The following is a 14,161-nucleotide window of genomic DNA, read 5'->3' as shown; positions in this document are numbered from 1 at the left end:
CCGAACGCGCGACGCACTGTGGGAGAGATCCGCGGCAGGCCAGTTCACCTGCATAGGCAAGATCCCGCTCATTAGGGCGTAGACGTCGGCGAGTTTCCGCTTACGGTGCGTTGACGAATGCGTCCCGAACCAGCCCATGACGCTGCATTTTCTCGTTCAAGGTACGGCGGGGCATTTGCAGGTCCTGCATCACCGCCTTGATCTCACCGGCATGTTGGCGCAGTGAAGCACGCAGGCACTGCGCCTCGAATGCTTCCACGCGCTCAGCCAACGACTGCCCGGCAGGCGCCTGTTCTGGCATGGGCGAACCAAGTCCCAGCACGTGGCGCTCCGCCGCGTTGGCCAGTTCACGCACATTGCCTGGCCAATCATGGGTCAGCAGTTGAGCCAACTGCAGGCCCGACTGCGGCAGGGCCGTACGGCCAATCCGGGACGCGGCTGCCTGTGCGAAATGCTCGAACAACAGGACGATGTCTTCCCGCCGTTCCCGCAGGGGCGGCAGGCGCAGCTCTGCAACGTTCAGGCGGTAGGCCAGGTCCTCGCGAAAACGTCCGGCCCGGGCTTCGTCGAACAGGTCGGGCTTGGTGGCGGCAATGATGCGCAGGTCTACGCGGATGCTCTGATTCGCACCCAGGCGCTCGATCTTCTGGTCCTGGATCACCCGCAGCAACTTGGCCTGTTGCGCCAGGGGCATGCTTTCGATTTCATCGAGAAAGACCGTGCCACCATCGGCATATTCCAGCCTGCCGATGCGTTTGCCCTGGGCGCCGGTGAACGCGCCGCTTTCATGGCCGAACAGCTCGGCCTCGAACAAGGCTTCGGGAATGGCCGCGCAGTTGAGCGCAACGAAAGGTTTGCTGGCGCGTGGGCCAAAGTCGTGCAGGCAGCGGGCGACCTGCTCCTTGCCGCTGCCGGTTTCGCCGCGAATCAGCACGTTCACCGGCAACGCGGCCAAATCCAGTACCTGGCGGCGCAACTGCTGCATGCCCGGTGATACCCCAAGCAGCGTGGTTTCAAGGCGCGTCCTGAGGTCGGCCTGCTGATGCAGGCGTCGATTTTCCAGCACCAATTGGCGTTTTTCCAACGCCCGGCGAAGGCTGCCGAGCAGGTGCTGGGGGGTGAAGGGCTTTTCCAGGAAATCGTAGGCGCCGCTGCGCATGGCCTCGACCGCCATGGGCACGTCACCGTGACCGGTGAGCAGGATCACAGGCAGGTCCGGATCGTCGGCCTGCAGCCGTTCGAGCAGTTGCAGGCCGTCCATGCCAGGCATGCGCACATCGCTGATGATCACGCCTGGATAGTCCCGGCCAATGTGCACCAGGCCGTCATCGGCACGGGCAAAGACCTGGACCTCGAAGCCCGACAGGCTCAGCCATTGCTCGACTGCCGTACGGATACTGGCTTCATCGTCTATGACCATCACTGAGTTCAACATGCAGGCTCCTGATCGCGAGGCAAGGTGATGCTCAGGCGCGCGCCGCCCGGTACGTTTTCGGCCAGCAGCTGCCCACCGGCGTCGTGCACGATGCCATAGGAGATCGCCAGGCCCAAGCCCAGGCCGTCCCCTACGGGCTTGGTGGTGAAGAAGGGGTCGAAGATCCTGGGCAGATCCTCGGCCGCGATGCCGCCCCCCGAATCGAGCACGCTCAAGCGCCAGTGCTGCGCATCGGGCTCGATGCGGATTTCCAGGCGCCGGTAGCGCTTGTCTGCCATGGCGTCCAACGCGTTGCTCAGCAGGTTGATCAACACCTGTTCCAAGCGGATGGCGTCGCCGCGCACCCACGCCGGACGCGCCAGGTACAGGGCCAACTGCACGTCCAGGGCATGCAGGCGTGCCTGCAACAAATCCAGCGCCTGGTCGACCACGCCGGCCAAGTCCAGGCGCTCGCGCAAGCCACCGGGGCTGTTACGGGCAAACGTCTTCAAGTGCCCGGTCAGCGACGCCATGCGCGTCAACATCTGCTCCAGCGGCTCCAGGGCCTGGCGAGCCTCGTCGTAACGCCCGTGGTCCAGCAGCAGTTTCAGGGTTTCAAGCTGCATGCGCTGGGTCGTGAGGGGCTGGTTGATTTCGTGCGCCATGGCAGCGGACATCTGCCCCAGGGCAGCCAGCTTGGCCGTTTGCACCAGGCCTTCCTGAGCCGTGCGCAGCTCGCGGGTGCGCTCCTCGACCTGGCGCTCGAGCTCCTCGCGGCTGCGTTGGCGCAGGCGCGACAGGCGCAGGCGCTGGCTGACCAGCAAAGCAGCGAATACCAGGCTCAACCATACCGCTGCAGCACCCAGGCCAGCATTGCGCGCGTCGGTACCGACCTGGGGCCTGCGCAGCAGGTGCAGGGTCCATTGCTCGCTTTCCAGCGGCAGGCTTTCCCACAGGAACTCGGTCTCGCCTTGCGGTGCCTGCACCCGGCTGAGTGTGCTGTTTTCAGCGAAACGCGTCAGCACCTGGTGCATCAGCGGTATCAGCGGGTGTTTGTCGTACTGGCGGGTCTGCGCCAGTTCGGCCCGGTCGGCGCCGTCCAGCGGGCGCAATTCCCGGTAGCGCCAGCCGTCCTGGTTGGCGATGAAGGTAATGCCACGGGCATCGCTGACCAGCAGGATGTCGCTGCCCTGGCGCCATTCTCGCTCGAGCTCGGGAAATTCCAGCTTGACCACCATGGCGCCGAGAAAACGGCCCTGTTCGTCATTCACCGCGCTGGACAGAAAGTAGCCAGGCACCCCGCTGGTCACGCCAACGGCATAGAAGCGGCCGTTACCCAGGCTACGGGTTTGCTTGAAATAAGGGCGAAAGCCGTAGTTGGAGCCCACGTAACTGGTTGGCAGCCGCCAGTTGCTGGCCGCCACGGCCAGCCCGTTGCGGTCGAGCAGTTCGAGGGTGGAGGAGTTGGCTGCACCGTTGATGCGCTCGAGTTTGCGGTTCAGGGCAGCCTGCGTTTGCTCCTGGACCGGGCCGCGCAACGCGTCGATCAGTTCCGGGTCCAGGGCCAGCACCGCTGGCAGGGCCCGATAGCGGTCGATGAGGGTGTGCAAGGCATTGGCGTACAGCCCCAGTTGCTGGCTGGCCCGGCGGGCGTCCGCCTCCATGGCCTGGCGTTTGGCCTGGTGCATGGCCCAACTGGCACAAAGCACGGTACCCAGCACGATCACCAGGGTGATCAGGCCCAGACGCAGGGCGCGAAAGGAAAAAGGCATTGGGAGCAGATCCGCATGGGTGGGGAAGGGGCCCGCTTTGGCGGAACCGGAGCGCTGCACCGCCGCTCCGGTCTGTCCGCGAAATGGCCGTCAAGGGTCGACACTTACAGCAGTTCAAAGCCCTGCTGTTGCACCGCCTCGGAATCCAGGCCCACCTGGACGTTGAAGGTCCCGGGCTCGGCAACGCGCTGCAGCTGGCCATTGTAGAACTTCAAGTCTTCTTCGCTGATGCTGAAGGTCACGGTCCGTGTTTCGCCGGGCTTGAGCATGAGCTTCTGGAAGTTCTTCAACTCCTTGACCGGGCGACTCATCGAGGCGGACACATCTTGCACGTACAGTTGCACCACCGTCTCGCCGGCCACCTTGCCGGTATTGCGCACCACGACGCTGGCTTGCAACGTGTCCCCGCGCTTGAGCTTGTTGCCTGAAAGCGCGAGCCCCGACAGTTCGAACGTGCTGTAGCTCAGGCCGTAGCCGAAAGGATACAGCGGCCCATTGGGTTCTTCGAAGTACTGCGAGGTGTAGTTGCCGGGTTTGCCAGGCGTGAACGGACGACCGATACGGGTGTGGTTGTAGTACATAGGAATCTGCCCGACCGAACGTGGGAACGTGATCGGTAGCTTGCCGGAGGGGTTGTAGTCGCCGAACAGCACGTCGGCGATGGCGTTACCGCCTTCGGTACCGGCGAACCAGGTTTCGAGCAGGGCGTCGGCCTGCTCGCGCTCCCAGCCGATGGACAGCGGCCGGCCATTCATCAGTACCAGTACCAGCGGTTTACCGGTGGCCTTCAAGGCCTCGATCAACGCGCGCTGGTTGGCCGGCACCTGCAGCGTGGTGCGGCTGGAAGATTCATGGGACATGCCGCGCGATTCGCCGACCACGGCCACGACCACATCCGCCTGCTGCGCGGCCTTGACCGCTTCGTCGATGAGCACTGCAGGTGGTCGAGGGTCGTCGACGATTTCCGGCGCATCGAAGTTGAGGAAGTTCAGGTAGTCGAGAATGGCCTTGTCACCGGTGACGTTAGAGCCCTTGGCGTAGACCAGCTTGCCCTTGCCCTCGATGGCGCGGCGCAGCCCTTCGCGCACCGTGACCGATTGGTTGGGCCGCCCGTCGGCCGCCCAGCTGCCCATCATGTCGATCGGAGCGTCGGCAAGGGGACCGACCAGGGCGATGGTGGCGTCTTTGCTCAGCGGCAGTGTCTGCTTGCGGTTTTCCAGCAGCACCAGGCTGCGGCGCGCCACGTCGCGCGCGGCGTCGCGGTGCAGGCGGTCCTCGCCGTAGTAGTCCTTGAGGTCGTTCTGCGCCGCGCCGATGCGCACGTAGGGGTTCTTGAACAGGCCCGTGTCGTACTTGGCGCCCAGCACTTCGCGTACGGCCTGATCCAGCTCCGCCTGGCTCACGTCGCCCGCCTTGAGCAACCCTGGTAGCTCTTCGCCGTACAAGGTGTCGTTCATGCTCATGTCGATGCCCGCCTTGATCGCGAGTTTGGCAGCCTCGCGACCGTCGCGCGCCACGCCATGGCGGATCAGCTCCTGGATGGCGCCATGATCGCTGATGGTAACGCCCTTGAACCCCCACTCCTTGCGCAGCACGTCGTTCATCAGCCAGGTGTTGGAGGTGGCCGGCACGCCGTTGATCGAGTTCAGCGCAACCATCACCCCACCGGCGCCTGCATCGATCGCAGCGCGGTAGGGCGGCAGGTAATCGTTGTACATCTTCGGCAGGCTCATATCGACCGTGTTGTAGTCACGCCCGCCTTCCACCGCGCCGTAAAGGGCGAAATGCTTGACGATGGCCATGATGCTGTCCGGGTTGGCCGGGCTGCTGCCCTGGAACGCGCGGACCATCACCTGGCCGATCTTCGCCGTCAGGTACGTGTCTTCGCCAAAGCCCTCGCTGGTGCGACCCCAGCGCGGATCCCGGGCGATGTCGACCATCGGCGCGAAGGTCATGTCCAGTGCGTCGGCAGCCGCTTCGATGGCCGCCGTGCGACCGACCTTGGCGACGGCGTCCATGTCCCAGGTGGCGGCCATGCCCAGGCCGATGGGGAAGATGGTGCGCTCGCCATGTACCGTGTCGTAGGCGAAGAACATCGGGATCTTCAACCGGCTGCGCATGGCCGCGTCCTGCATCGGCCGGTTTTCCGGTGCCGTGCGCGAGTTGAACGTGCCTCCGATGCGTCCGGCGGCGATCTCCTCGCGGATCTTCTCCCGGGGCATTTCGGGGCTGATGCTGATCAGGCGCAACTGCCCGATTTTTTCGGCCTCGGTCATCTGGCTGATCAGATGGTCGATGAAGGCCTGTTTGTTCTCGAGCGGCGGCGCGGAAGTGGCGGCGACAGCCGCCTGGCTGACGAGGCCCATGGCCAGGCCCAGCAGAGACAGTTTCATCATGAATTCCGTAAGGGGGCCGATGCACGGTCAACGGTGACACACGCACGGGCGAAGTTTTCGGGCGGCTGTTGTTGTACGATTTGCACGCAGATCTTCCTGCGGCGGATTATGCCTGAATCCGTCGCGTGCTGACGAAGCCCCGTACACCGGGAAAACAACTATAAGAACGCTCACGAGAACACGGCATGACCCCGCTTGAACCCTACTACCAGCGTCAGCTCGCTGAAGCCATGGCCGGTGTTGGCCGGCGCACGGATGTCGCGTTGCTGGCAGTGCTCGCCCGCCGCGCCGATGATTACGCGTATTTCCCACTATTCTGGTCAGCCGTGCTGGCGCTGGCGCTGCCAGGCTTGCTGCACGGGGTGCTGGGCTGGCCCAGCGTGCGCGGCCTGATCGTCGCCAACGTGCTGCTGTTCGTCGGCCTGTGCGTGCTGTTGCGCAGCCCGCGCCTTGAACGCTTGACCGTACCGCGGGCCTGGCGCCGCTGGCGAGCGTCGCGTCTGGCCACTCGTCAATTTCTCGACCTTGGCGCTCAGGCCTTTACAGGTGCCGGATGCGTCATGATTTTCGTCAGCGAGGCCGAGCAGTACGCACGGTTGCTGATGGACAAGCAGGTCGCGCTTTGCCTTGATGACGCGGTGCGGGTCGCGCTCACTGACCGTCTAGCCAGCCAGGTTCGCCAAGGGCAAACCATGCAGGGCATGATCGAGTGCGTCGAGGCGTGCGGCCTTCTCCTTGGCCAGCAGGCGCCACGCGCGCTTGCGTGCAGGCGTTTGCCCCAGCCGCTGGTAATCCTCGACTAACGCAACCCTGGCCGACTGCGCGGGGGTGTAGAATACGGCCCCCGCTATTGGAGGTACCGTTTGCCCATGTCTGCCCTTTCTACTCCACCGGATGCGCGCGTCCAGTTTCTCGACCTGCTTCGCACCGGCTTGCAGGGCAACACTGTGGTCAAGCTGGTCCTGGCGCGGCCTGTGGGCACCGACCCGACCCTGCAACGCATCATCGCCAAGCCCTTGCTGGTCAAGGGTCAGGCGAACCTGTCCCTGGTCTACCGTCACCAGACCCGCGATATCACCCGCAACCTGCCGCTCGATGATGCTCTGCAATGCATCGCCGAGCTGCTGCCAGAACATTTTCGCAACGCTCACCTGTTCGATGCAGAGGGTGAGCTGCAATTGACCTTCAGCAAGAAGGGCAAGCCCATGCTGCAGCGTCATGGCGCCCAGGCGCCCCGGGAAACCGTTGGCAGCAACGAGCATGACCGCGAGAAAAAGCGCTACCTGGACATTGCCCGACCGTTTTTGCGTGACCTTGGCGTAACGGATGGCCAGGGCGCACTGATCCCGTCGATGTCGCGCAAGTGGAAGCAGATCAACAAATTCATCGAGGTCTTCGACCACGCCCTGGCCAATGCGCCCTTGTCGAGCGAGCAGCGCTTGCGGGTGGCCGACTTCGGCTCGGGCAAGGGGTATCTGACCTTCGCCATGCACGATTACCTGCGCAATACGCTGGGCCGCGATGCCCAGGTAACGGGGGTGGAGCTGCGCCAGGACATGGTCGAGCTGTGCAACGCTGCCGCCGCGCGGCTCGAACACCCAGGGCTCGAGTTTCAATGCGGGGATGTGCGCAGCGTGGTGCCCGATGCCATCGAGGTGATGATCGCCCTGCACGCCTGCGACGTGGCGACCGACTACGCCATCCATACCGGCATCCGCTGCAACGCGGCGATCATCATGTGCTCACCGTGCTGTCACAAGCAGATCCGCCCGCAGTTGCACAGCCCAGGTCTGTTGCAGCCGATGCTGCAATATGGCCTGCACCTGGGCCAGCAGGCCGAAATGCTCACCGACAGTCTGCGCGCACTGTACCTGGAGGCCTGCGGCTACGAGACCAAGGTGTTCGAGTTCATATCGTTGGAGCACACCAACAAGAACAAGATGATCCTGGCCGTCAAGCGGCGCCAGCCAGCGGATCAGTCAGCCTTGCTGGAAAAGATAGAACAGCTCAAGGCGTTCTATGGCGTGAAGGCGCATTGCCTTGAAACGTTGCTGCGGGCGGATGGTTTGCTTTGAACCTGATGCGCTCCAGCCTTGGATATGCTCATCCTTGCTTCGCTGCTCATGAGCGCGTTCTGATGCTGCAGGCATGCTTGATCACTCAGCTTGAGCAATCAATTGCACAGTCGTGCTTGCCAGCCCCAGCGGATGCGTCTGGGCATCGAAGAAGTGCAGGGCCGTGTCCGGCATGTCTTCGAAGCGGCTGGTGAAATGACGCTTCTGATTGATGACCGATGCCTCTCCCAATGGGCGTATGGCAATGGCCAGGTGGCTGGGCCGGGCTGAGCGAATGGCTTCGAGCAGGTGCCGGTCGTTGCTGTCCAGATGCTGGCCGAACAGGCACATGCCTTGGTGTTCACCGGCCAACTGGCCGAGGCTCCAGCTGAGGTAGTCCGAATGCCGGATGGCACGCAGTTTTTCGTCGCTGCGCTCTTCGTTGACGAACAGCGGCACTTCACCTGGCACATTCACGGCGAACCCTTCGAGCATTTCAGCGCTGCTTGCACTGCGTTGCCGGGTGGTGCCGTCAGGCAGCTTGAGCAGGTGCATGCCACCGTGCAGATGCAGCACGCGTGTGCCTTGGCTCGCCGTTCGGCGCACGTCGAAAAAACCCTGCTCGTCGAACAGTTCAGCGAAGCCCATCGGGTCGTGCTGCACGGCCCAGACCAGCAGCAGGTCATAGTTGCTGGTATAGACGTTGCGGTAGCCGCGCAGGGCCTGGTTGAGGGTGGTCAGGGCGGCTTCGGGCATGGCCGGCCAGGGCATGTGCACGGTGCGCACAGCGTGGATCAGCGCCTCCTTGATGGAGTAATAGCGGTTAAGCGGCGCTGTCGAGTTGATGGCCAGCGCAGCGTTCGTGCGCACCGTAGTGTTGAGGGCGGTCAGCACCGGTTCGAAGAGCTCAGTGCCCAACGACTTGAACAAGGCCTGATCGCTGATGGCCAAGCCCTTTTTGCGCCCGGCCCGTTGCGCCTCCTCATACAGCGAGAAGTACCCGAACGGCTTCCAGAAGGCCCGGCTTGCGCCGTTGCCGACCAGTAGGGTTTCGCAGGGGTACTGGTCGGCAAGGTCTGACCAGGCGGGGAGAGTGGCGTCGAGTGCGGGCATGCTGAAGTCCGTAAAGCGGGATCCGGCAGACTTTACCACGCCAAGCCCAGGTCATGAGTGCGCCGTGCCAGAGCTGGCAGCGCCGTGTAGGGGGCATTGGTGAGGGTGAGGGCATCTGCAGAGGATTGAAAGTGAACACGAGCGGACTTCATTCCCTCCAAGGTATTGAGTGGTCACGGTGCAGTGCCTAGCCAGCATCGGCCACACCGACACATAGATCGTCATGTCTTTTACTTGAACAGGAGATCCCTCATGGACACCTATCATGTAAGCCCTGCCAACGACGGGTGGGAACTGAAGAAGGCAGGTGCTGCGCGTGCCTCGAAACACAGCGCGACCAAGCAAGAACTGGTGGGGTCGCTGGCCACCTTCTTTGAGGGCAAGACCGCCTCGGTTAAGATCCACAAGGCCGATGGCACCCTCGAGGAAGAGCGCACCTACCCACGTGCCGCTGACCCGCGGCGCACCAAGGGTTGATACCGATCAGCGCCGCGCTGCTTGGCATCGACATGCACCAGTGCCATGGGCGCGGCCTCTACAAGTGGTTGCTTGCAAGCTTTCTGATCGGCAAGCGCATTCGCGCCAGTGTCGCGGTCCAGGCCTATCAGGTACTGGTCGATACCCACGGCCTGGACACACCGGGCAAGCTGGCGAGGTGCCCGCATCACACGTTGGTGAAGCTGCTGGGTCAGGCCGGTTACGCACGCTACGACGAATCCACGGCCCGGCGGCTGCATCGGTTGGGCAAAGGGCTTGAAGCGGAAATGGACCACGTGCTGCTGGACGACGCAGTGGACATGGCGCACGTAAACGCTTGGCTGCTGAGGTTTGAAGGCGTGGGGCCCAAGACGCTCGAGATTTTCATGCGGGAAGCGGCGCCGGTACTGCAGCATCAACGTGCGCAATGAGGATGGGCGGTAGAGGAAGCGTAAGCCATGTGAACGCTGGCTTGAAGGTGGAGCGGGTAGAGGGAATCGAACCCTCAACTAAAGCTTGGGAAGCTTTCGTTTTGCCACTAAACTATACCCGCATCTGAGCTGCACTTTTTACCAGAACGTTCGGCAAATTAGAAGCCCGCGTTATAAAAAAACGTCATTTCCCTCCGTTTTCCCGTGCTCCCCTCCATGCGCCTAAGGCTCGCCTACACGGCAGCGATTTCCTCGCGCGTGAGTTCACGGTATTCCCCTGGCGGCAGGTCCAGGTCCAGCGCGATGGCGCCCATGCGCTCCCGGTGCAGCTTGACCACCTTATTGTCGTAGAACCCGAACATGCGTTTGACCTGATGATAGCGCCCTTCGACGATGGCGAGCCGGGCCAGGCGCGGCCCGAGGATCTGCAGGTCGGCCGGTTGTGTCGTCAGGTTTTCGAAAGCAAAGTGGAAACCCTCCTGAAACCGGGCCACGTAGTGCTCGCCGATCTCGTCCTGGGTTTCGACCAGGTAATGCTTGGGCAGCTTGGTGGTGGGTTGGGTCAGCCGCCGGGACCACTGGCCATCGTTGGTCAGGATCATCAGCCCGGTAGTATTGAAGTCCAGGCGCCCGGCAATATGCAGACCCTGCGCAAGCGCGTCGGGCAGCAAGTCCATGACGGTCGGATGCTGGGGGTCGTGGGTGGCGCTGACGCAACCGGCCGGCTTGTGCAGCATCAGGTAGCGTGGCGGGTGGCCCGCCTGCAGCACCTCATCGTCCAGCTCGACCCGGCTGAACGCCCGCACTTCCGTCAGCGGGTCGCTGGTTACCTGGCCATCGACGCGCACGCGACGTTGAGCCAGCATCAGGCGCGCATGCTGGCGGTTGCAGGTCGGCAGGTTGGCAAGAAAACGATCAAGGCGCATGGGTGAAACCAGCAGGCGATGCCAATTGGGCCTCGACGCCCGCGCAGCTTGGGCACAGGCAGGCACGGTCGCGCAGTTCGGCAGGCAGGGCCTGCAGCACGGCCGGGTCGATGCGCACACTGAAGCACCAGCAGGCCTGGGTGGCCTGGGCAGGGTCGGCCAGGGTGCACTGGTTAAGGGCACCGCAGGCGGGGCAGTATCTATCGTCGTTCATATCAGGTTTCAGTGCAGACACGGTTGCGGCCAGCCTGTTTGGCACGATAGAGGGCGCCGTCGGCGCGGGTCAGGAGGGTATGCAACGTGTCGCCTGACTTCAGGTGGCTGACCCCGATGCTGGTGGTCAGGCGCAGCGGCTGGTCTTCGTAACTGAAGGTCAGTTGCTCGGCGCGGCGCCGGATCTTTTCGGCAGCCTCGTTCGCCTGGCAAGCATCGGCCTCACGCAGCAGCACGATGAACTCCTCGCCTCCCCAGCGGCAGAGTATATCGGACTGGCGAATGCTGCCTTGCAGGACATTGGCAAATTGGCGCAGCACTTCGTCGCCTGCCAGGTGACCATAGGTGTCGTTGAGCACTTTGAAGTGGTCCAGGTCGATCAGCAACGCCACCAGCGGACTGTTGTCACGCTGGGCCTCGCGCAGCGCCTGGGCGGCCAGCAGGTCGAAGCTGCGTCGGTTGGGCAGCCCGGTCAGGCTGTCGAGCGTGGCCAGGGCTTCGGTGCTGGCCTGGTGGCGGCGCACCATCGCATGCACCAGGGCCACCACCACGAGGGTGATCATGGCGCAGATCGCCAGGTTCAGGTACAGCGAATGACGAATCCGGTCCAGCGCCCCGGTCTCGCGCTTGTCCACCAGCAGGTACCAGTCCAGTTCCGGCAAGTGGCGTACGTTCAGAAAATGGCTGTGGCCTGCAAGGTCACGGTATTCATGACTGCCCTCGCCAGGCACCGGCTGGTGTGCGAGCACGCCGCCCAGGTCTGGGCTGTCGACCAGCGACTGGCCGACGCGCAGGCCCTGCGGGCCACCACCCGAGCCTGTCATCAACACCTTGCCCTGGGCGTCGACGAAGACCACGGATCGCTGATAGCGATGTTGGTACTGGTCGATCATCCTGACCACGGTCGAAACGCTCAGCCCTACCCCCGCAGCGCCGATGAAGCGCTGCTGATAGTCGTGCACCTTGTAGTTGATGAACACGGTGAGGTTGTCCTGGTTGGCCATGTCCAGGTCTACATTGATCTCGTAAGGCGCTGCCTGGTCGCGCAGGCGGAAGTACCAGGCATCACGCCAGGCCTGGGGCTGGACCTGCTTGAGCACGCCCTTGGCCTGGTAGTAGGTCAGCGTGCGTTCGGAGACGAAAAAGGACGTGAAGATGTCCTGCTTGCCCGTCACCTCGCCCAGGTAGCGGGTCATGCGCTGGGCGTCCTGCTCACCGGCCAGCACCCAGTCACGCAGGAAGGTGTCCTGGGCCATCATCGATGCGATCAGAACAGGGCGGATCAGGTCTTTCTGGATTTCCGAATAAACCGTGTCGGAAGTCAGGGGCAGTTCGGTATTGATGATGCCGTCACGTATGGCGCTGCGCGAGGAGAAATAACTCAGCAGCGACGTGGCGAGGAAACCGCAGGCCAGCAGCATCAGCAGGGCGGCGATTAACGAACGCTGCGATGACGGAGCGGAGCGTGAAGGCATGATCTTCCCATGATGTGTGCCGGGCCGCACATTCTAGTGTTCTGGGCACTAAATAACTGCAAGATTTTGTTTGGAAGCTGCAGCTGTATCAAATTATTACCAATATGGCACTGCACGAGTTGGCGCTTGTCTGATTCCATGTCGATCAACGTGTTGTGCATCGACGCTCGGCAGCGTTCGCTGTGCGGGCACCTCAGCGGTCCGGGAGGCCGCCTATGTCCTATCGAATTCTGCTTGTGGCCCTGCTCGGGCTGACGCTTGGCGCCTGTGCGCCGTACGCTGGACGGTCGACCTACTACCGCTCCGACTATTACGTCACGGACCGGTATGTCTCGCCTGGCTACGCGCCCGGCTATTACCGCTACGGTCGTTATCCGGTGGCGCCACAACCGCGCTACTACTACCAACCGGTGCCTCGTTACCATGCGCCGCCCGGCTACCGACCGTTGCCGCCGCCCGACGTGCGCCGCTGGCACGGCAACCCGCGCTACGATTATGGTCATCGCCAGCGCTGGGACTACAGGCGTGACCGTGACCGGCACGACTACCGCAACGATGGCCCGCGCTATCAGGATGGAGGTCGACATCAAGGCGGCTGGGGTGACAGGCGTGGACGAGGACACTGATCAGGTGACAAGCACCCTGGCACTTACGCGCCGCTAGTGCAGGTCCGACAGTGGGTGATGGCCTTCCCAGGGTGCTTGGAAGTGTGCCTGTACCACGGCTGCGGGCACATGGTCCACATCCGGCCAGTGCCAGCGTGGCTGGTGATCCTTGTCCAGCAGGCGTGCGCGCACCCCTTCGCTGAACTCAGGGTGGCGACAGCAGTTCAGGCTCATGGCGTACTCCATCTGCAGCACCTGCGCCAGTGACAAGTACCGGGCCCGACGGATCTGCTCCCACACCAGATGAGCCGTCAGCGGGCAGCCCGCCAGCATGCGCTCGGCGGCTGCCGAGAGCAGTGGGTCCTCGTGCTGGCGCAGGCCCGCCACGGCCCGCCAGGCAGCGCCTGCGCAGGTGACATCGAGCAATGCGTCGATGAGCGCGCGGCGCGGCAACCACTGGGCTGTGGGTAGCGTTTGGCGGGCACAATGCTCCTCAGCCCTGAACAGGCTGTTGAGCTGGAGCGCGGTCTGCTCCTGCCAGTTCACCTGCAGCAGTTCATCGATCAACGCCGCTTGTCGGTCTTCGCCCATGAAGCGGTCGGCCAGCCCCAGGTCCAGCGCATCGCGCGCATTGACAGGCGCACCGGTGAGCCCCAGGAACAACCCCAGCTTGCCCGGCAAGCGGGCCAGGTACCAACTGGCCCCAACATCGGGGTACAGACCAATGCTGATCTCTGGCATGGCCAATACGCTGCTGGGGGTCACGATGCGTACGTTGGCGCCCTGAAGCAAACCCATGCCGCCGCCCAGCACATGGCCATGGCCCCAGCACAGCAGCGGCTTGGGATAAGTGTGCAGGGCATGGTCCAGGCGATATTCGGCGGCAAAGAACTACGCGGCCAGCGGTGGCACGCTGCCAGGCTGCTCGCGGCACGCCTGGGCCAGCGCCCGCACGTCGCCACCGGCGCAGAAGGCCTTGGCGCCATTGCCACGCAGCAGCACACAGGCGATGCCCGGGTCTTGCGCCCAGCTGTGCAACTGCTCGGCCAGCGTCTCTATCATTGGCAGGTCGAGGGCATTGAGCGCCCTTGGCGCATCGAGGGTGACGATGCCCAGGCGAGCGCCGTCGGCGCCTGTCAGGACTTGGCAGTGAATGCTCATGGCTTACCTCATTCAGGTCACCGCTCAAGTATGGCCTGCCTGGTCGATCCCGCCGGGCACTGGTCGGATCGTTTGACAAGCGTCGGTGTCACCCCTAGTGTCGCCCCATTGTTTACGGAAGCCC

General features: G+C 63.4%; 12 protein-coding genes, 1 tRNA gene and 1 pseudogene. 5 read left to right on the top strand and 9 right to left on the bottom strand.

Annotated elements, in window-relative coordinates:
* Positions 1-100 precede the first annotated feature (100 nt).
* From B2S33_RS00130 to bglX, 3 genes are all read right to left on the bottom strand, one after another.
* Entirely contained in the window at positions 101-1,435 is a 1,335-nt protein-coding gene (locus B2S33_RS00130) for a sigma-54-dependent transcriptional regulator (RefSeq protein ID WP_280076569.1), read from the bottom strand.
* Positions 1,429-3,186, bottom strand: coding sequence for a sensor histidine kinase (locus B2S33_RS00125; RefSeq protein ID WP_049696481.1), 1,758 nt, complete (start codon positions 3,184-3,186; stop codon positions 1,429-1,431). The genes B2S33_RS00130 and B2S33_RS00125 overlap by 7 nt, the downstream gene beginning before the upstream one ends.
* 104 nt (positions 3,187-3,290) lie before the next feature.
* Positions 3,291-5,582, bottom strand: coding sequence for a beta-glucosidase BglX (gene bglX / locus B2S33_RS00120; RefSeq protein ID WP_288649427.1), 2,292 nt, complete (start codon positions 5,580-5,582; stop codon positions 3,291-3,293).
* Between the two features lie 185 nt (positions 5,583-5,767).
* Here bglX and B2S33_RS00115 point away from each other — a divergent pair, with 185 nt between their 5' ends.
* Both B2S33_RS00115 and B2S33_RS00110 read left to right on the top strand, forming a co-directional pair.
* Positions 5,768-6,385: a hypothetical protein gene (locus B2S33_RS00115; protein WP_288649425.1), complete on the top strand. Its 618-nt coding sequence runs from the start codon at positions 5,768-5,770 to the stop codon at positions 6,383-6,385.
* A 66-nt stretch (positions 6,386-6,451) separates the two neighbouring features.
* Positions 6,452-7,657, top strand: a complete 1,206-nt coding sequence (locus B2S33_RS00110; protein ID WP_288649423.1) for a class I SAM-dependent methyltransferase — start codon at positions 6,452-6,454, stop codon at positions 7,655-7,657.
* A gap of 81 nt (positions 7,658-7,738) precedes the next feature.
* Here the strand turns inward: B2S33_RS00110 and B2S33_RS00105 are convergent, their stop codons facing one another.
* Positions 7,739-8,749, bottom strand: coding sequence for a DUF4917 family protein (locus B2S33_RS00105; RefSeq protein WP_288649422.1), 1,011 nt, complete (start codon positions 8,747-8,749; stop codon positions 7,739-7,741).
* A 252-nt stretch (positions 8,750-9,001) separates the two neighbouring features.
* Here B2S33_RS00105 and B2S33_RS00100 point away from each other — a divergent pair, with 252 nt between their 5' ends.
* Positions 9,002-9,226, top strand: a complete 225-nt coding sequence (locus B2S33_RS00100) for a DUF2188 domain-containing protein (protein ID WP_027914557.1) — start codon at positions 9,002-9,004, stop codon at positions 9,224-9,226.
* Positions 9,223-9,657 carry a DNA methylase gene (locus B2S33_RS00095; protein ID WP_173645883.1) on the top strand — a complete coding sequence of 145 codons (435 nt, stop codon included), beginning with the start codon at positions 9,223-9,225 and terminating at the stop codon, positions 9,655-9,657. Before B2S33_RS00100 ends, B2S33_RS00095 begins: the two co-directional genes overlap by 4 nt.
* A 48-nt stretch (positions 9,658-9,705) precedes the next feature.
* Here B2S33_RS00095 and B2S33_RS00090 read toward each other — a convergent pair.
* The 4 genes from B2S33_RS00090 to B2S33_RS00075 form a co-directional block, all read right to left on the bottom strand.
* Positions 9,706-9,779 (bottom strand) — tRNA-Gly (locus B2S33_RS00090).
* A gap of 111 nt (positions 9,780-9,890) precedes the next feature.
* Entirely contained in the window at positions 9,891-10,583 is a 693-nt protein-coding gene (locus B2S33_RS00085) for a pseudouridine synthase (RefSeq protein WP_128610795.1), read from the bottom strand.
* Positions 10,573-10,797 (bottom strand): cysteine-rich CWC family protein, encoded by a 225-nt coding sequence (locus tag B2S33_RS00080; RefSeq protein ID WP_128610793.1) that lies wholly within the window; start codon positions 10,795-10,797, stop codon positions 10,573-10,575. The genes B2S33_RS00085 and B2S33_RS00080 overlap by 11 nt, the downstream gene beginning before the upstream one ends.
* 1 nt (position 10,798) lies before the next feature.
* Positions 10,799-12,271, bottom strand: a complete 1,473-nt coding sequence (locus B2S33_RS00075; protein ID WP_027914561.1) for a sensor domain-containing diguanylate cyclase — start codon at positions 12,269-12,271, stop codon at positions 10,799-10,801.
* 215 nt (positions 12,272-12,486) lie between these two features.
* Between B2S33_RS00075 and B2S33_RS00070 the strand changes: the two genes are divergently transcribed.
* Complete coding sequence (locus tag B2S33_RS00070) at positions 12,487-12,897, top strand: hypothetical protein (protein ID WP_027914562.1); 411 nt, start codon at positions 12,487-12,489, stop codon at positions 12,895-12,897.
* A gap of 33 nt (positions 12,898-12,930) precedes the next feature.
* Here the strand turns inward: B2S33_RS00070 and B2S33_RS00065 are convergent.
* Positions 12,931-14,037, bottom strand: a pseudogene (locus B2S33_RS00065) (enoyl-CoA hydratase/isomerase family protein).
* Positions 14,038-14,161 lie beyond the last annotated feature (124 nt).

The organism is Pseudomonas sp. UBA5568, from assembly GCF_002425525.1.
Taxonomy (GTDB): Bacteria; Pseudomonadota; Gammaproteobacteria; order Pseudomonadales; family Pseudomonadaceae; genus Aquipseudomonas; species Aquipseudomonas fulva.
Note: the sequence above shows the minus strand (reverse complement) of the source record. Positions and strands in the feature narration are given on the sequence as shown.

Excerpts from the sequence above, each read along its gene's own strand:
- B2S33_RS00085 (WP_128610795.1), bottom strand. The coding sequence starts at position 10,583 with ATGCGCCTTGATCGTTTTCTTGCCAACCTGCCGACCTGCAACCGCCAG.
- B2S33_RS00100 (WP_027914557.1), top strand. The coding sequence starts at position 9,002 with ATGGACACCTATCATGTAAGCCCTGCCAACGACGGGTGGGAACTGAAG.
- B2S33_RS00125 (WP_049696481.1), bottom strand. The coding sequence starts at position 3,186 with ATGCCTTTTTCCTTTCGCGCCCTGCGTCTGGGCCTGATCACCCTGGTG.
- B2S33_RS00130 (WP_280076569.1), bottom strand. The coding sequence starts at position 1,435 with ATGTTGAACTCAGTGATGGTCATAGACGATGAAGCCAGTATCCGTACG.
- B2S33_RS00070 (WP_027914562.1), top strand. The coding sequence starts at position 12,487 with ATGTCCTATCGAATTCTGCTTGTGGCCCTGCTCGGGCTGACGCTTGGC.
- B2S33_RS00110 (WP_288649423.1), top strand. The coding sequence starts at position 6,452 with ATGTCTGCCCTTTCTACTCCACCGGATGCGCGCGTCCAGTTTCTCGAC.
- B2S33_RS00105 (WP_288649422.1), bottom strand. The coding sequence starts at position 8,749 with ATGCCCGCACTCGACGCCACTCTCCCCGCCTGGTCAGACCTTGCCGAC.
- bglX (WP_288649427.1), bottom strand. The coding sequence starts at position 5,582 with ATGATGAAACTGTCTCTGCTGGGCCTGGCCATGGGCCTCGTCAGCCAG.
- B2S33_RS00080 (WP_128610793.1), bottom strand. The coding sequence starts at position 10,797 with ATGAACGACGATAGATACTGCCCCGCCTGCGGTGCCCTTAACCAGTGC.
- B2S33_RS00075 (WP_027914561.1), bottom strand. The coding sequence starts at position 12,271 with ATGCCTTCACGCTCCGCTCCGTCATCGCAGCGTTCGTTAATCGCCGCC.
- B2S33_RS00115 (WP_288649425.1), top strand. The coding sequence starts at position 5,768 with ATGACCCCGCTTGAACCCTACTACCAGCGTCAGCTCGCTGAAGCCATG.